This window comes from Lentimicrobiaceae bacterium (assembly GCA_028697555.1).
Lineage (GTDB): Bacteria > Bacteroidota > Bacteroidia > Bacteroidales > UBA4417 > UBA4417.
In genome coordinates this window covers 15643-31646 of the sequence record JAQVEX010000030.1, presented here as the reverse complement: position 1 = coordinate 31646, position 16004 = coordinate 15643, and the positions used below count along the sequence as shown (strand labels likewise).

At 36.4% G+C, this 16004-nt stretch carries 11 protein-coding genes; 5 read left to right on the top strand and 6 right to left on the bottom strand.

Annotation, left to right across the window (positions count from 1 at the left end):
* A partial coding sequence (gene lpxK, locus PHP31_06185) for a tetraacyldisaccharide 4'-kinase (GenBank protein ID MDD3738864.1) occupies positions 1-1086 on the top strand: 1086 nt, incomplete at its 5' end.
* Positions 1087-1302: 216 nt separating this feature from the next.
* Here the strand turns inward: lpxK and ubiA are convergent.
* Positions 1303-2169 (bottom strand): putative 4-hydroxybenzoate polyprenyltransferase, encoded by an 867-nt coding sequence (gene ubiA, locus PHP31_06180; GenBank protein ID MDD3738863.1) that lies wholly within the window; start codon positions 2167-2169, stop codon positions 1303-1305.
* A gap of 59 nt (positions 2170-2228) precedes the next feature.
* On the opposite strand from ubiA, the gene PHP31_06175 reads away from it, so the two are divergent.
* Genes PHP31_06175 through PHP31_06165 form a run of 3 tightly spaced genes read left to right on the top strand, consistent with a single transcriptional unit; the run spans position 2229 to position 4336 of the window.
* Positions 2229-3020 (top strand): class I SAM-dependent methyltransferase, encoded by a 792-nt coding sequence (locus tag PHP31_06175; protein MDD3738862.1) that lies wholly within the window; start codon positions 2229-2231, stop codon positions 3018-3020.
* Positions 3021-3046: 26 nt separating this feature from the next.
* Entirely contained in the window at positions 3047-3751 is a 705-nt protein-coding gene (locus PHP31_06170) for an ABC transporter ATP-binding protein (protein ID MDD3738861.1), read from the top strand.
* Between the two features lie 33 nt (positions 3752-3784).
* Positions 3785-4336 carry a cob(I)yrinic acid a,c-diamide adenosyltransferase gene (locus PHP31_06165; GenBank protein ID MDD3738860.1) on the top strand — a complete coding sequence of 184 codons (552 nt, stop codon included), beginning with the start codon at positions 3785-3787 and terminating at the stop codon, positions 4334-4336.
* On the opposite strand, the gene PHP31_06160 is transcribed toward PHP31_06165, so the two are convergent.
* Genes PHP31_06160 through PHP31_06145 form a run of 4 tightly spaced genes read right to left on the bottom strand, consistent with a single transcriptional unit; the run spans position 4333 to position 7831 of the window.
* On the bottom strand, positions 4333-4767 hold the full coding sequence (locus PHP31_06160) for a hypothetical protein (protein MDD3738859.1): 435 nt from the start codon (positions 4765-4767) through the stop codon (positions 4333-4335). The genes PHP31_06165 and PHP31_06160 overlap by 4 nt on opposite strands.
* Before the next feature lie 14 nt (positions 4768-4781).
* Positions 4782-6149 (bottom strand): dihydroorotase, encoded by a 1368-nt coding sequence (locus tag PHP31_06155; GenBank protein ID MDD3738858.1) that lies wholly within the window; start codon positions 6147-6149, stop codon positions 4782-4784.
* Positions 6133-6870 carry a polyprenol monophosphomannose synthase gene (locus PHP31_06150; GenBank protein MDD3738857.1) on the bottom strand — a complete coding sequence of 246 codons (738 nt, stop codon included), beginning with the start codon at positions 6868-6870 and terminating at the stop codon, positions 6133-6135. Before PHP31_06150 ends, PHP31_06155 begins: the two co-directional genes overlap by 17 nt.
* A 46-nt stretch (positions 6871-6916) precedes the next feature.
* Entirely contained in the window at positions 6917-7831 is a 915-nt protein-coding gene (locus PHP31_06145) for a hypothetical protein (protein ID MDD3738856.1), read from the bottom strand.
* 217 nt (positions 7832-8048) lie between these two features.
* Here PHP31_06145 and nifJ point away from each other — a divergent pair, with 217 nt between their 5' ends.
* On the top strand, positions 8049-11567 hold the full coding sequence (nifJ, locus tag PHP31_06140; protein ID MDD3738855.1) for a pyruvate:ferredoxin (flavodoxin) oxidoreductase: 3519 nt from the start codon (positions 8049-8051) through the stop codon (positions 11565-11567).
* A gap of 583 nt (positions 11568-12150) precedes the next feature.
* On the opposite strand, the gene PHP31_06135 is transcribed toward nifJ, so the two are convergent.
* Positions 12151-15978: a C25 family cysteine peptidase gene (locus tag PHP31_06135; GenBank protein MDD3738854.1), complete on the bottom strand. Its 3828-nt coding sequence runs from the start codon at positions 15976-15978 to the stop codon at positions 12151-12153.
* Positions 15979-16004: the final 26 nt, after the last annotated feature.

Genomic DNA, 16004 nt, shown 5'->3' with positions numbered 1-16004 from the left:
TTTGTCGTTACATCTATTACAATGAAAAGAATTAGATTGCTGTTGTTCCCGTTTGTCCCTATATACAGACTTGTTATATGGATTAGGAATTGTGCATTCGATATTGGTATTCTGAAATCGCGATCTTTTCAAATTCCCATAATTAACGTTGGCAACATACAAATCGGTGGTACAGGAAAAACTCCAACAATAGAATACTTGGCAAACCTACTCCGCAACGATTATAATATAGCCATACTCAGCAGGGGTTACAAACGAAAAACCAAAGGGTTCAGAATAGCCGACGATAGCGATACTCCGCATACAATTGGCGACGAGCCTATGCAGTACTTTCAAAAATTCGACAATGTTGTTGTTGCAGTCTGCGAAAGGCGCGTTAAGGGTGTTAAAAATATTCTAAAGAAAAAGCCCGATGTAAACTTAATCTTACTCGATGATGCCTATCAGCACAGATATGTAAAACCAGGACTAAATATATTGATAACCGACTACTTCAAGCCATATTTTAAAGATTTTCTACTTCCCGTAGGAAATTTACGCGAACCTAGAAAATCTACTAAAAGAGCCGATATTATTGTTGTTACCAAAACGCCAAGAGTATATTCTCCTTTAATTTACAAATATTTATACAACGAAATAAAATTGCGGAAAAACCAAAAGTTTTGCATGTCGTATATAAACTATCAGCAGCCAATTATGCTATACGATAGAAACGCGAAAACCGACCCTGTAATTTTGAAAAAACAAAACACAATACTCGTGTTTACAGGAGTTGGCGATCCGGAACCTTTGGTTGAACACCTGAAAAACTCTTGCTCGAATGTTGAACTGATTAGGTTTAAAGACCATCACGATTATTGCGAAAAAGATTTTATTAAAATAAGAGATGAGTTCGACCGACTTATGACAAGACGGAAAATTATTGTTACAACCGAGAAAGATTCGGTAAAATTGCAAACCGAATTAGCAAAAAAATATTTGTCGAAATTGCCTACTTATTATATTCCTATAAATTTTGAATTTCACGATCAAAACAAAAACTTGTTCGATAAAAGTGTGAAAAATTTCCTGAACGAAACTCATTAATATCCTATAAAACTCTGAAGTTGGCGGTGCGGGGTATCAATTAATAATTAACAATTATCAATTAACAATGAGTAATTATAAATTAGTAATTAATTAAGTAATTGTTCATTGCACACTGATAATTGTTCATTGCCAACAGCCAATGGCTAAAAGCTAAAAGCCAACAGCCCCGAGACTTCGGGGCTAAAATTTATCTGACAACAATAAACAAAAAAATCAGAACCAACTAAGCAAAATTCCCAAAATGGCAAAAATTGCATAAGTTAGACTAGCCATTCCATTAGAGAAGAAAAATGCCTTGTTTATACGACTCAAATCGTTGACTTTTACAATTGAATGCTGGAAAATTATAAAACAAACATAAATAATTACACCTACCCAGTATAAAAAACTGTAATTGCCTACAATTGCCGTGGTAACAATAAACACAATAGATACAAGATGAACAATTATTGAAATTACTAAGGCTCCTTTAATACCAAAAGCCACCGGAACCGAAAATAATTTGTTTTTCTTGTCGAACTCGTAATCTTGCGTAGAATACAATATATCAAAGCCGCTAACCCACATCAACACAGCCAACGACAACAATATCGGCACCAAACTAAAAGAACCTGTAACAGATATATAAGCTCCAATTGGAGCGAATGACAAACCTAATCCTAAAATAAAATGCGACAAAAATGTAAAACGTTTTGTATAGCTATAACCGAGTATAACTAACAGAACCACAGGCGAAAGCATAAATGTAAGTTTGTTGATAAAATAAGTGCTTACAACAAAAATAAGTGCATTAACAATAGTAAAAATTAAAGCTGAACTTGGCTTTACAATCCCTGCTGGTATTACCCTGTCTTTAGTTCGCTCATTTTTTAAGTCTATACGCTTATCAAGCCATCTGTTGAAACCCATAGCAGAATTGCGTGCCGATACCATGCAAACCAAAATTAACAGCAAAATTTTTAAGCTAAAAAAAAAGTCTACATCGTACAAACCCATAAAAAAACCGACCAAAGCAAATGGTAACGCAAAAATTGTATGCGAAAATTTAACAAGTTTAAAATAATTTAATATACCGTTCATTTTTGTGTAATTTTAAGTATATTTGCACCGTTGACACAAAAATAAACATAATTGTAAAGATGACGACGAATTATAACAAAATAGTGCCTTTTGTAAAGTACTATTTTAAAGCCAAAAACTCAAAATCAATACACTCTCCATTTGTCTTCAAATTATATACAGAAGTTATCAAAGATAAATCTTCTTACACCGATTATAGAATAATAGATAGGATTCTCAAAAGGGTTAGAGAAAATAAAAACCAAATAGAAATAACCGATTTTGGTGTCGACAATAAATTAGGGTACGAACAAAGATTAGAGAGAATTTCAGACCTCTATAAAAAAAGCTCCATTACACCCAAATACGGAAAACTTTTGTACCGATTAACCAAACACTTCAAACCAAAATGTATTTTTGAAATAGGAACCAGTGTAGGAGCTAGTACTATATATTTAGCTACTGCTAGAAACTACGAAGTTATTCATACTTTTGAAGGATGTAGTTCGAAATCTAGTATCGCACAAATGCTATTCAATAAATTCGACTACGAAAATATTAATTTGAACATAGGACAGTTTAGTAAAACCGTTACAGAAAAACTACAAAATATTAATGAAATTGATTTTGCGTTTATTGACGGATATCACAAAAAAGAGGCGACTATCAATTTTTTTGAACAACTTTATACAAAAGCCAACAAAAACTCGATTTTTGTTTTCGACGATATACATTGGTCAAAAGGTATGGAAGAAGCGTGGGAAATAATATGTGATGACAAGCGTGTTACGGTTTCTATCGACTTGTTCAGAGTCGGATTAGTATTTTTTAATCCCGATTTCAGCAAAGAACATTTCGTGCTAAAATTTTAGTACCTTTGTTGTCTGAAAAACATATTATGAATTCAGACTCGCTAATTTCGTTACGCAACCTTTCAAAGGTGTACAGTGTTGGAGCTATCAAGGTTAATGCTCTGAAAAATATCAATTTGGATATAAATAAAAATGAGTTTGTTGCTCTGATGGGACCTTCCGGTTCCGGCAAATCTACACTGATGAATATATTGGGTTGCCTAGACACGCCTACTTCGGGCGAATATTATCTTAACAAACAAGGAACTCATACCTTATCGGACAATCAGTTGGCAGAAATCAGAAATAAAGAAATAGGTTTTGTGTTCCAAACGTTTAACTTGCTACCGCAATATAATATTTTAGATAATGTAATTTTGCCTCAAATATATATGGGCGTTGGTAAAGAAGAAAGAAACAGACGCGGCAGACAAGTAATCGAGCAAGTTGGACTTACCGATAGAATTGACCACAAGCCCAACGAAATTTCGGGCGGACAACGCCAAAGGGTCGCAATAGCTAGAGCTTTAGTTAACCAACCGAGTATAATATTAGCCGACGAACCAACCGGAAACTTAGATTCTAAGACTTCGGTAGAAATTATGCGACTTTTGCAAGATATTCATAAAATGGGTAATACTATAATTTTGGTTACTCACGAAGAAGATATAGCGAAATATTCTAGAAGAATTATTAGAATTATCGACGGCGAAATTGAAAGCGATAATATTAATTCAAATCCTGAAAAATAATAAAAGATTATTTAAATTTTAAAACTAATAACTATGAGCGGTAAAGTATATACAAAAGGTGGCGATAAAGGAAAAACATCGTTGATAGGTGGAAACCGAGTTTTGAAATCGGATATTAGAGTTGAAACATACGGCAATATCGACGAGCTTAAATCATTTGTCGGACACTTGCACGATCAGACAAAAGATAAAGAAATAAAAACACAATTATATAAAATTCAAGTGCTTTTGTTTAATGCCGAATCGTTAATTGCAGCACAACCCGAATATAAACATGCTGACAAGCTAACACCTATTACCGATACAGATATTAAAGGTATAGAAGAGCAGATTGATTTTATGCAAGAAAAACTTCCCGCTTTAAAAAGTTTTATACTTCCTTGTGGCGATCCTTTAATTTCGCTATCGCATATATGCCGTACCGTATGCCGTAGAGCCGAAAGGTCAGCCGTAAGACTTGCTCAAACTTCGGAAGTCAACGAAAATGTTTTGATGCTGCTAAACAGGTTATCCGACTATTTTTTTGTTTTAGCTCGCTACTTTGCTTTTATCAACGGAGTTAAAGATATTGAGTTGAAATCTTAGTATTTATCGAAATCAACGGTTTTTTCTAAATTTCCGAGCGAGTCGTAAAAATTCCACTTACCCACTCTTTTGTCATCTTTATACCAACCTTCGATGTTGCGAGCACCGTTTTGATAGTAGGTGTTTCCAAATCCGTCGCGTTTGCCGTTAACAAAATTGCCTTCGCTCCACAAAGAACCGTCTCTGTGCCAGGCTTTCCACACACCATCTCTCAAACTATCTTTGTAAGCACCTTCCATCTTTTTTACTTTATTATCGTAGTAAATTACTTCCTTAGTCAATACTTTATTTCCGTCAATTATTTCAAAATATCTTTCCTGCATAGGATTTCCATTATCATAATACGATTCAACAACTTTGTTGTTTTGACCGCATGCCACAAAACCAACTGTTGCCACAAGCAACAAAATAAACATCTTAAAATTTTTCATATGCCTATATTTTTTTATCTATCGAATTTTAATTGTGATGAATAAACTTCTTTTGAAAAAACTCCATCGTCAAAACTAATATTACCGTTTACAATTGTTTTTTCTATTTTTCCTTTCATTTCGGTATTTTCAAATAGCGACCATCCGCATTTGTAATAAGTATTATCTTTGGTAATTACATTTGAAGCGTTTGGGTCAACGATAACCAAATCGGCAAAATAACCTTTTCTTATAAATCCTCGTTTGTATATTTTGAAACATTGCGCAGGCGAATGACACATTTTATCGACCAATAGCTCTACCGACAACTTGCCTGCGTGCACCAACTGCAACAACGCAACAAAACCATGTTGTATCATTGGCATACCCGAAGGAGCTTTAAAGTATGAATTATCTTTTTCGGCTAAGGTATGTGGAGCGTGGTCGGTTGCAATCATATCTATTCTGCCACTTATAACACCTTGCAATAGCCCAATTTTGTCGGTTTGTGTTTTTACTGCCGGATTTACTTTCAGTTTTGTTCCATAGGTTGAATAATCCTCATCGGAAAAGAGTAAATGCTGCGGACAAACCTCAACGGTTATGTTTTTGGTTATTAAGTCTTTGTTATCCGAAAATAATTGTAACTCTTTTGCCGTACTCAAATGGGCTATATGCAAACGAGTATTGTACTTTCTGGCTAATTTAATTGCTTGCTCGGTAGATTTATAACACGCTTCCGCACTTCTGATTTCCGAATGAAATTTAGCAGGAAAGTCTGCGCCGTACTTATCTCTATAAATTTGCTCGTTTTGCTTGATTATAGATTCATCTTCGCAATGAGCAACAATAGGGACTTTTGCATAATTAAAAAGCTTTTCCACCTCCGACTGGTTATCCACTATCATTCCTCCGGTAGAAGAGCCTAAAAATATTTTTATACCGCACACATCGTTCTTGCTTAGGCTTATAAGTTCATCTACATTGGAATTGGTTGCGGCAATATAAAACGAGTAATTTGCGTAAGAATTGCCACTTGCTATTTTGTTTTTATCGTTAACTAACTCAAGCGAAACAGTATTAGGCAATGTGTTTGGCATTTCCATATAGGAGGTAACACCTCCTGCAATAGCAGCCATACTTTCGCTTTTAATATCGGCTTTGTGTGTTAAGCCCGGTTCTCTGAAATGAACGTGAGTATCTATAATTCCGGGGATAAGCCATTTGCCTTCGGCATCAATGACCATATCATCGTGAGCATGCTCGCCATTGTAAACGCCTTTGCCAATATCTGCAATAATATCATCTTTAATCAAAACGAAGCCCTTAAAAGAAGAGCCTTCGTTCACGATTAATGCGTTTTTAATAATAGTTTGGCGTTGCGTGCTATTTTTTTGTGTCATTTTTTGGCTTTATTTTCTTAAATCTCAACTTTATAACACCAAAAAATGCTTCTTTAAAAATTCCTGTGCTCATTTTAGATGTACCTTCCGTTCGGTCGGTGAAGACGATAGGTACTTCTACAACTTTAAAACCGAGCTTCCAAGCCGAGTATTTCATTTCAATTTGAAAAGCATAACCCATAAATTTGACTTTATCCAAATCTATAGTTTCTAATACTTTTCTTGTGTAGCATATAAATCCTGCCGTAGTATCTGCAATAGGCACGTTTAATATGAATTTTACATATTTTGAAGCGAAATACGACATAAGCACCCTACCCATGGGCCAATTAACAACATTAACACCTTTGACGTAGCGAGAGCCAATGGACATATCGGCTCCGCCCGACGAACAGGCTTCGTAAAGCCTGATCAAGTCGGAAGGATTGTGCGAAAAATCGCAGTCCATTTCAAAAATATATTGGTAGTTGTTTTCTAAGGCGTATTTAAAGCCGGTGATGTAAGCTGTACCTAAGCCCAACTTTCCGGGTCTTTCAATAAGATGCAACAACCCTTCAAATTCCGATTTTAAACCCTTTACAATTTTAGCCGTGCCGTCGGGTGAATTATCGTCGACTATAAGAACGTGAAACAACTTAGGCAAAGAGAACACTGTTCTAATCATTTTTTCAACATTCTCTTTTTCGTTGTATGTTGGTATTATAACAAGGCTATCAGACATAAAAAAAGCATTTTACAAATAATAGCACAAAGGTATACAAATTTTATTATTTCGTTACAATAACTAAATATTTACTTGCACTCCAAAATGCTTTGTAATCTACTATTTGTATCTTATCAATAGCTTTGTTCTTTTTAATTACTTCGTAAGATTCGGCAGGGTGATACGTTAAAATTTCAATATCCGATTTATAAATTGGAATTTCTTCCAAATTGGTGATATTAATTTTTGTAAACATAGAGACGTTAAAGTTTTCGCTCAAAACATTACTTCTTCCCATGCCCAAAAATCCGCCTGTACGTTTTACTACTCCCATGTCTCTAAGTTCTTGACTTGTTCCTATAATGTAATAAGCCGTATTTATAGATTCATCTTTTTCTCTGATAATTTGTTGGCTAATTGCATTTTGTTCGCTCAAATCGTTGATATTTTTGCTCAAATCAGATACTTCTCTGTTTAAATCCTGAATTTGTATGTTCATTCTGCTCAACTGATCTTTCAAATCGTTAATCTCTGCATTTTTCGCTTCTATCTGATTGGTCAAATTGTCTATCATTCTTTGCAACTCAACAATTTGAGCTTCATCTTTCTGTATTTTAGCATCTTTCTGATTGATACGCTTTTTTAAATCGGCAACCATTTGCCTGTTTTTCTTTAGCATATCATAAATAGTATTTATATCGTTGTTTATACGATCTTTTACGCTTGTGTTAATTTCTCCACCGTTGGTTGTAGTTTTAGTAATGATGTTCTCTACCATTTTTATAGAATCCAAATTAGATTGAATATCATTAAAAGTTTTGATGTAGCTCAACAAAGTTGTATCTTTTTGAACACCAACAGATAACAGACTGTCGTTTATGTGTTGTAAACGTTCTACTTCTTTTTTAGCCGATCTTCCACAACCGTTTAGCATTAAAAGTAGAGAAATAATTGTAAATAAGGCAAGATATTTTTTCATGTGTTTTAGTATTAAATATTAAACATTGGTTAGTGAGAATTTATTCTAACAATTTATGTACCAAATTAATAAAAATTAAAAAAATATTTAAAAACTCTTATTTATAATTGATATAAATATTTAAAAATTGGTAATTTAGTACTTATAAACTTTGTAAAAAATTTAATAAAATAGTACCTTTGCACCGAATTATTAAAAACAAATAAAAATTACTATTATGGTTAAAAACAATCGTTATATCACATGCGATGGAAATTATGCAGCTGCACATATAGCTTATATGTTTAGCGAAGTTTCTGCTATTTACCCTATCACACCTTCTAGCACAATGGCTGAGTATATTGATGAATGGGCAGCACATGGCAGAAAAAACATTTTTGGCGAAACCGTAAAAGTTGTTGAAATGCAGAGCGAAGGAGGAGCCGCCGGAGCTGTACATGGTTCGTTACAGTCGGGAGCTCTTACCTCTACATACACAGCTTCACAAGGCTTACTTTTGATGATACCGAACATGTATAAAATGGCAGGTGAATTACTACCCGCCGTATTTCACGTTTCGGCTCGTACTGTTGCTGCGCAAGCTTTATCAATTTTTGGCGACCACAGCGATATTTATGCCGCCAGACAAACAGGTTTTGCAATGCTTGCTACAAGCAACGTTCAAGAAATTATGGACTTAGCAGGCATAGCACACTTAGCAGCTATTAAATCAAGAGTGCCTTTTGTTCACTTCTTTGATGGTTTCCGTACTTCTCACGAAATTCAAAAAGTTGAAGCCCCCGATTTGGAAAAATTGGCTGCACTTATTGATAAGGAAAAACTTCAAGAATTTAGAAATAGAGCTTTAAGCCCCGAACACCCTGTTACCAGAGGCACTGCACAAAATCCGGATATTTTCTTCCAAGCTCGCGAAGCAAGCAATCCGTTCTACTACGCTGTTCCCGATATTGTTGCAGAATACATGCAAATTATCAGCAAACAAACCGGTAGAGAATACAAACCGTTTACATACTACGGTCATAGCGAAGCTGAAAACATTTTGATTGCTATGGGTTCTGTTACCGACACTATTAAAGAAGTTATAGATTACCTAAATGCAAAAGGTGAGAAACTTGGTTTAATCACTGTTCACTTGTACAGACCTTTCTCAACAAAATACTTGTTTAATGTTATGCCAAAAACCGTTAAACGAATCTGCGTTCTGGATCGCACAAAAGAACCCGGTTCTAACGGTGAACCCCTATACCTTGATGTCAGAAATGCTTTCTACAACGAAGAAAATAGACCTCTTATTATTGGCGGAAGATACGGATTGAGCTCAAAAGACACAACCCCGTCGATGATTATTTCGGTATTTGATAACCTTAAACTTAATGAACCTAAAGATAGGTTTACAGTTGGTATTGTTGACGACGTTACCTTTACATCGTTGCCTTTGCTACCCGAAATTGACCTTTCACCAAAAGGCACTTTCCAAGCTAAATTCTACGGCTTAGGCTCCGACGGAACTGTTGGTGCCAACAAAAACTCTATTAAAATTATAGGCGATACTACCGAAAAATACGCACAGGCATATTTTGCATACGACTCCAAAAAATCAGGAGGTTTCACTGCATCTCACTTAAGATTTGGTGATAAACAAATCAGATCTCCATATTTGGTTACAACACCTGATTTCGTTGCTTGTCACGTTCCTGCCTATATCCATAAATACGATATGCTTAAAGGTTTAAAACCTGGCGGAACTTTCTTGTTAAATAGCATTTGGGACGAAGAAGAGACTGTTAAGAATTTGCCAAACAGCATGAAACGCTACATGGCTGAAAATAATATTAAATTCTATATTATTAATGCTACTGCTATAGCCGAAGAAATTGGTTTGGGACACCGTACAAATACTATATTACAATCGTCGTTCTTTAAAATATCCGAAGTAATACCTTATGATGTTGCTTTAGACGAGATGAAAAAAGCGGCAAAAGCAACTTTTGAACGTAGAGGCAATAAGGTTGTAGAAATGAACATGCAGGCGATAGACAGAGGTGGAGAATATAAAGAAGTTAAAGTAGATCCTTCGTGGAAAACACTTCCTGTTGAAGCTGAAACCGAAGCAACTTCGCATATGCCCGATTTTATTAAAAATGTCGCTAAGGTAATGAACGACCAAAAAGGTGACGATTTACCGGTAAGTGCTTTCAGAGGTAGAGAAGACGGTACTTTCCCTGCAGGAACAACTGCCTACGAAAAACGTGGTATAGCTATAACTGTTCCCGAGTGGCAAGCCGAAAACTGTATACAATGTAATCAGTGTGCTTATGTTTGTCCACACGCAGTTATCAGACCATTCTTGATTAACGAAGAAGAAATGAAGGGATTACCCGAAGGTACTCCTACAATTGATGCAAGTCCACGTTCGCTAAATCTTAAGTTCCGTATTCAAATCAGTCCATTAGATTGTACAGGTTGTGGCAACTGTGCCGACGTTTGTCCTGCTAAAAATAAAGCATTGGTTATGAAGCCGCTTGATTCGCAAGAAGAACAAATCAAACTATGGGACTACATGACCAAATCGGTTACGTATAAGAGCGACTTATTGCCTAAAGCACAGAGTGTTAAAAATAGCCAATTTGCACAGCCCTTGTTTGAATTTTCGGGAGCTTGTGCCGGTTGTGGCGAAACTCCATACATTAAACTAGTTACACAACTGTTTGGCGACAGAATGATAGTTGCCAATGCTACAGGTTGCTCGTCAATTTACGGAGGCTCTGCTCCTTCAACTCCATACACAACAAACAGTTGCGGTAAAGGACCAGCATGGGCTAACTCTTTGTTTGAAGATAACGCCGAATTCGGTTTTGGTATAGCTACCGGTGTTAACAAAATGAGAACTCGTATAGCCGAACGCCTACAAACTATGATGGCAGAAGGTTGCAGTGCAGAACTGAAAGAAGCTACTCAAATGTGGATAGATAATATGCAAGATGCCGAAGGCTCAGAAACGACTACACAAAAATTGTTGCCACTTCTTAAAGCTGCCGGCACCGAAATTGCTAAAGAACTTTTGGCTCTTGAGCAATATTTTACAAAAAAATCTATTTGGATTTTTGGCGGCGACGGTTGGGCTTATGATATTGGCTACGGTGGCTTAGACCACGTACTAGCCAGCGGCGAAGACGTTAACGTTTTAGTTCTCGACACCGAAGTGTATTCAAATACAGGCGGTCAGGCTTCAAAATCAACACCTACAGGTGCTATTGCTAAGTTTGCTGCATCGGGTAAGAAAATTCGCAAAAAAGACTTAGGTATGATGGCTATGAGCTATGGTTATGTTTACGTTGCTCAGGTAGCTATGGGTGCAAATCAGGCGCAATACCTAAGAGCTATTAGAGAAGCCGAAGCGTACAAAGGACCTTCGCTAATTATTGCTTACTCGCCTTGTATCAATCACGGCTTAGTTAAAGGAATGGGTAAATCGCAGGCACAACAAGACGACGCTGTTAAAGCAGGATACTGGCACTTGTACAGATACAATCCAGAACTTGTTGAAGAAGGCAAAAATCCTTTCACTTTAGATTCGAGAGAACCTAACTTTGAACTTTTCAAAGACTTCATTATGTCGGAAACTCGTTATACTTCGCTTAAGAAACTGTTCCCACAAGAAGCCGATGAATTGTTTGAAGCTGCAGAAGCTAATGCTAAATACAGATATAATTCGTATAAGAGACTAACCGAATAATAACTGTACTGCTTTGTTGTAATACTTAAAAAGTGCCTTTAATCGGGCACTTTTTTTTGTTCTTATGTGTTTTACAATTAGCTTTGTTGGTGTGCTTTTGTTAAGTGAGTGCAAAAAATTGGCTTTAAAAGTTTTAATTATTCTTCACGTTCTTTTTTCTTGATAAAAAAGAACCAAAAAATCAAGGCTGACATTTCTTTTCTGAATTACGTTCTCATAAATCCTAAGTTCGTGCGGGTGATTTCCGAGCAAGCTCAGAACTTCCCGTTCTCACTAAGGATTTATTTCGAACTACATTCAGAAGAAATGTATGCCGTTCCTTTTAATGCAAAATTTTTGGCTATTGCTATATTTTCTACGACAGATTATCCATACGAAAAGAGTAAAGTTTATTAATACGAAAAAAGTTTGACAAAATCGTTGAAACTCAATACTCGAAACTCGGAACTCAAAACTTCCCCTTACCACGTAACACGCAACAGCCAATAGCTAAGGGCTAAAGGCTAACAGCCATCAAAACCACGTAACAAAAAAGGGTTGCCTTAGTTTTCGGCAACCCTTTTTTTAATAAGACTTTTACGAACTACTTGACGCTAAACTTAAGCAGCGAACGCTTGTTATTGGCATAAACATTTACAAAGTAAACACCGCTATTCCAAGATGTAATATCCAATACCAATTCGGTATTTGTTGGTATATCAATAGCTTGATATACTTTTTGTCCTAGCATGTTAACTATAACGATATCGGCTTTATCTAATGCTCCGTTAAATTTAATTTTCACAAAATTGGTAGCCGGATTTGGATAAATTTCAGCCATCATGTTATCAATTTCGCATACCGAAAAATCTCTAACATCAATGTAATCTTGCTTGTATAATGTGTCTGTTTCTGTTCCGTTCGATACAATAAGAGTAACATCATAAACACCGACTTCATTGTACGTTACTGTTGGGTTTTGCTCGGTACTTGTAGCCGGTATACCGCCTTCAAATGTCCATTGCCAAGATGTTGTGCTTTGCGAAGATAAATCGTTGAAATTAACAGTGGTTTCCATAGGAACTATAATTGGCGTACCAACAAAGTTAGCAGTATAAACATGTGCTGTTATTTCAAAAAACTCAACAATTCTTCTCATATATTCGGCTTTGGTATTATCGCCTTCTCCATCGACTAAACCACCAAATTCAAAAACAGAGGCTATGGTTTTATACGAAACATCATCGTTGCCCACAGCAGTAAAGTATAATGGACTGCTATTTTTAAACATGTTGAAACTTCCATTATAGGCAGCAATATGATCGATAAATTCATTATCGCCGTTATAATCCATAATAAGACCTGCTGTAAACGCTACGCTTTCGCCTATCTGGGTAGCTAAATCGTTACTACCATCAACAACTCCCATAGCTTTAAACATATTATGAACTGCTGTTTTAGGATCTTTTTTCCAAGTATCGCCACCTTCCATGTACAGATTTCCGCCGTTATTAAGAAAATCGGCTAACAACTGACCTTGAGCACTCGTTAATATATGTCTGTTGGTATTTACACCCAAACAAACAAACAGAGTTTGGTATTTAGATAAGTTGGTTGGAAAAGCAGTTGTATAAACAGGATGAATATTGTTGTCGTTAAGAGCTTGTTTAATAAATGAGCCTGAATTTTTGTTACCGTCAAGATCGATAATAGCAACAGGTATTTGTCCGATAGGAAGCATTATATTATCTATCATAATGTAGTCTAAATCGGCGTTGGCAAGCATATCTACCTGAGCAGTATGTCCAAGCGGAGTATCGTCGGCAGCTTTAACAACATAACCTTGTGTTTTGCTTTCGCCGGGTTGTAAATCGCCGTATTCTCTAACAGGACTTCCCACAACGCTCAAATAAGGATCGTTGACGGATATTTGGTTGAAAGCATTGTAAATAGCTGAAGAACCGTTGTTTCTGAGGGTAATATTAAGAATAACTTCTTCGCCTGCATTAACCATACCGTTGTTGTTGCCATTTTGCGAATCGTTGATTGTGTATGAATTAAGATTTAAAACACCGGCATGTCCCGTAATACTAAACGAACCGTTCCACGACTCTGCTCCGTCGGTAGCAGTGTACGAGAAAGGAATATTGTGCAAGTTTGGCAAATTGTTGCTTAAAACTATTTCGAAAGCATTTTCAACGGTAAGCGTATCACCCGATGGGAAGTTAATACCTGTAGCTGTTGGATTAGTGATATCAACATACTGGTCGTTGCTTTGAATTGTAATAGTAGTATTTTCCGAATCTAAAACTCCTATATTAACAAGAGTAAGGTTAAGACTAATTGTTTCTCCATATTCAGCTAAGCTATTGTTATTGCCTTGTAGATCGCTAACAGTGCAAGAGTTGTATATCAAATAAGGACCTGTATTAGGAATAATAGGAACTTTAGCTATATAAGGCAAGCGGTTGTATTTGGTAACAACAATAGTAATTGTATCGGGCATTGTAAACGGTTGGAAATAAAGAACAGCCGAACCATTATTCACAGTTGTAACGCCTACCAACTGATTGTCAACACTAAGAGCTACTTTGGCTCCATTTTCGATGGTATTAACAGTAAAGGAAGACTCACCCATAAACAATTGTGCAGCATGATTGACAGTCATAGCCGTAGGCATTGCTGTTCTCACAACAACTGAGGGGTCGCCAAAGAGTAGCCATGTATCAGCCATATCTCTACCGTCCGATCCATATTTTTCAATCATCTTAAACATTCCGTTAAAAGATAATCCGCCGTAAGTTCTTTTTATATTGTTACTGTACGATTCAACCAAAATATCAACCATTTCGTCTTGTCCGCACATAGGCGAATTCCAACTTTGGTTAATTGTTGATCCGAGAAAACCGAGAGCTCCGGTTGGTCCATTTGCATTTTTTGCTCTTGTCCAGGCTTCGGCAAAACATGTTGTATTTTCAAATTCTCCGTTAACACATGCTACACTCCATACAAATGGATATTTGTTATTGTTGGTTAAATTTTGAACATGGCTATTTGAGAAGCCGCTAGTAACCCAAGATGTTGTACCACCATGTCCCACATAATTGATAATGGAAGCTCCTTCATTTACCTCATCAGCTACCATTGAAGGAGTTGGGTCGCCGGGTGCATCTTGTCCACCTTGGCTACCTTCATATAGTTCGGCTACGTCGGTATATGTGTAGCCCATCAAATCATCGCGGATATGACGCATATGTTGCCAGTCGTATTCACCGTTATCGCCGGTTCCTTCTCGTGAAGCTATACCAATACCACTTGTAAACCAATCAATACTTGTGTTGGGATATTTTTCATATTCTACAATTCTTTCAACCATGGTTGTAACATGATCAACTGTTTCGGCGGAAAATCTTCCTACCAAAATATCAATATAATGGTCGTTACCAACAATGTAACCATATGCCGGGTCAGAAGGTCCGCCAAGGTCGCCACCTTTCATTGTAGGAATTTGCGGAGCATCGCCAACAAGTAACAAGAATGCCAAGCCGGTAGTGTTGTAATAATTAACAACGTAATCCTTTATTTGATTTGCTGTTGTACCAATAGTTGAAACATCAACCATCTCAACCTTTGTACCTTTTATGGTTTTCCAATCGATAAAAGGCTGCATGGCTTGCATAAATGTAGGATGCGAAATAATAAGCATATTGCCTTCTTCTTCGACAGGAGTGTAATCTTGAACAGGATTGTTTAAAAATACACTCTCATATATGTTGTAAAATTCGCTTACCACTTTGTTGGAGTTACTTGTTCTGATAAGAGGATTTTCGCCCTTATCGTTTACTTTATACACTCTGACAACAATTTCGTTGTATACTCTCAACACTTTAGTAATAGGGTTATACTGGAAAGGATAAACTTGTACGTGCTGTCCGCGAACGTCTCTAATGATAAAAGGTCTGTCTAATCCTGATAAAGTGTTAGGATAAAACTGGTCGGTTTGGTAGGCTCTACCGTAGGTATAAGGAACAGTTGCAGGGTTGATATCTCTTGTTAAAACACCTTTTGAAGGAGCAATATTAATATTTTCAAATTCAACATAAGAAGAAGACACAACTTCTATGTCCATTAAAGCTAAATCCGGAATAATAACAGAAGTAGATAGCTTTGGCAAATCGGGTTGATGTGCTTCCTGTATAGGTGCTGAATTTGGAAGAGTGATTACCGAAGCATCTCCAAGTTGAGTTTTAACGGTATTAAGATAAAAACCGTCAACTTTAAAGGAAATAGTAATATTATCTTCTTGTTCGGATATTAAAGTTGTTTGAGAAGCCTTTGGCGTGGACGAGCTTATTGGTGTCCAGTCGCCAGCTGCAAAAACTTGTGTGGCGTACAACACCACTAACAGTAATACTAATTTAATTGACTTCATGTAGTTCATTTAGTTATTGTTTAGAT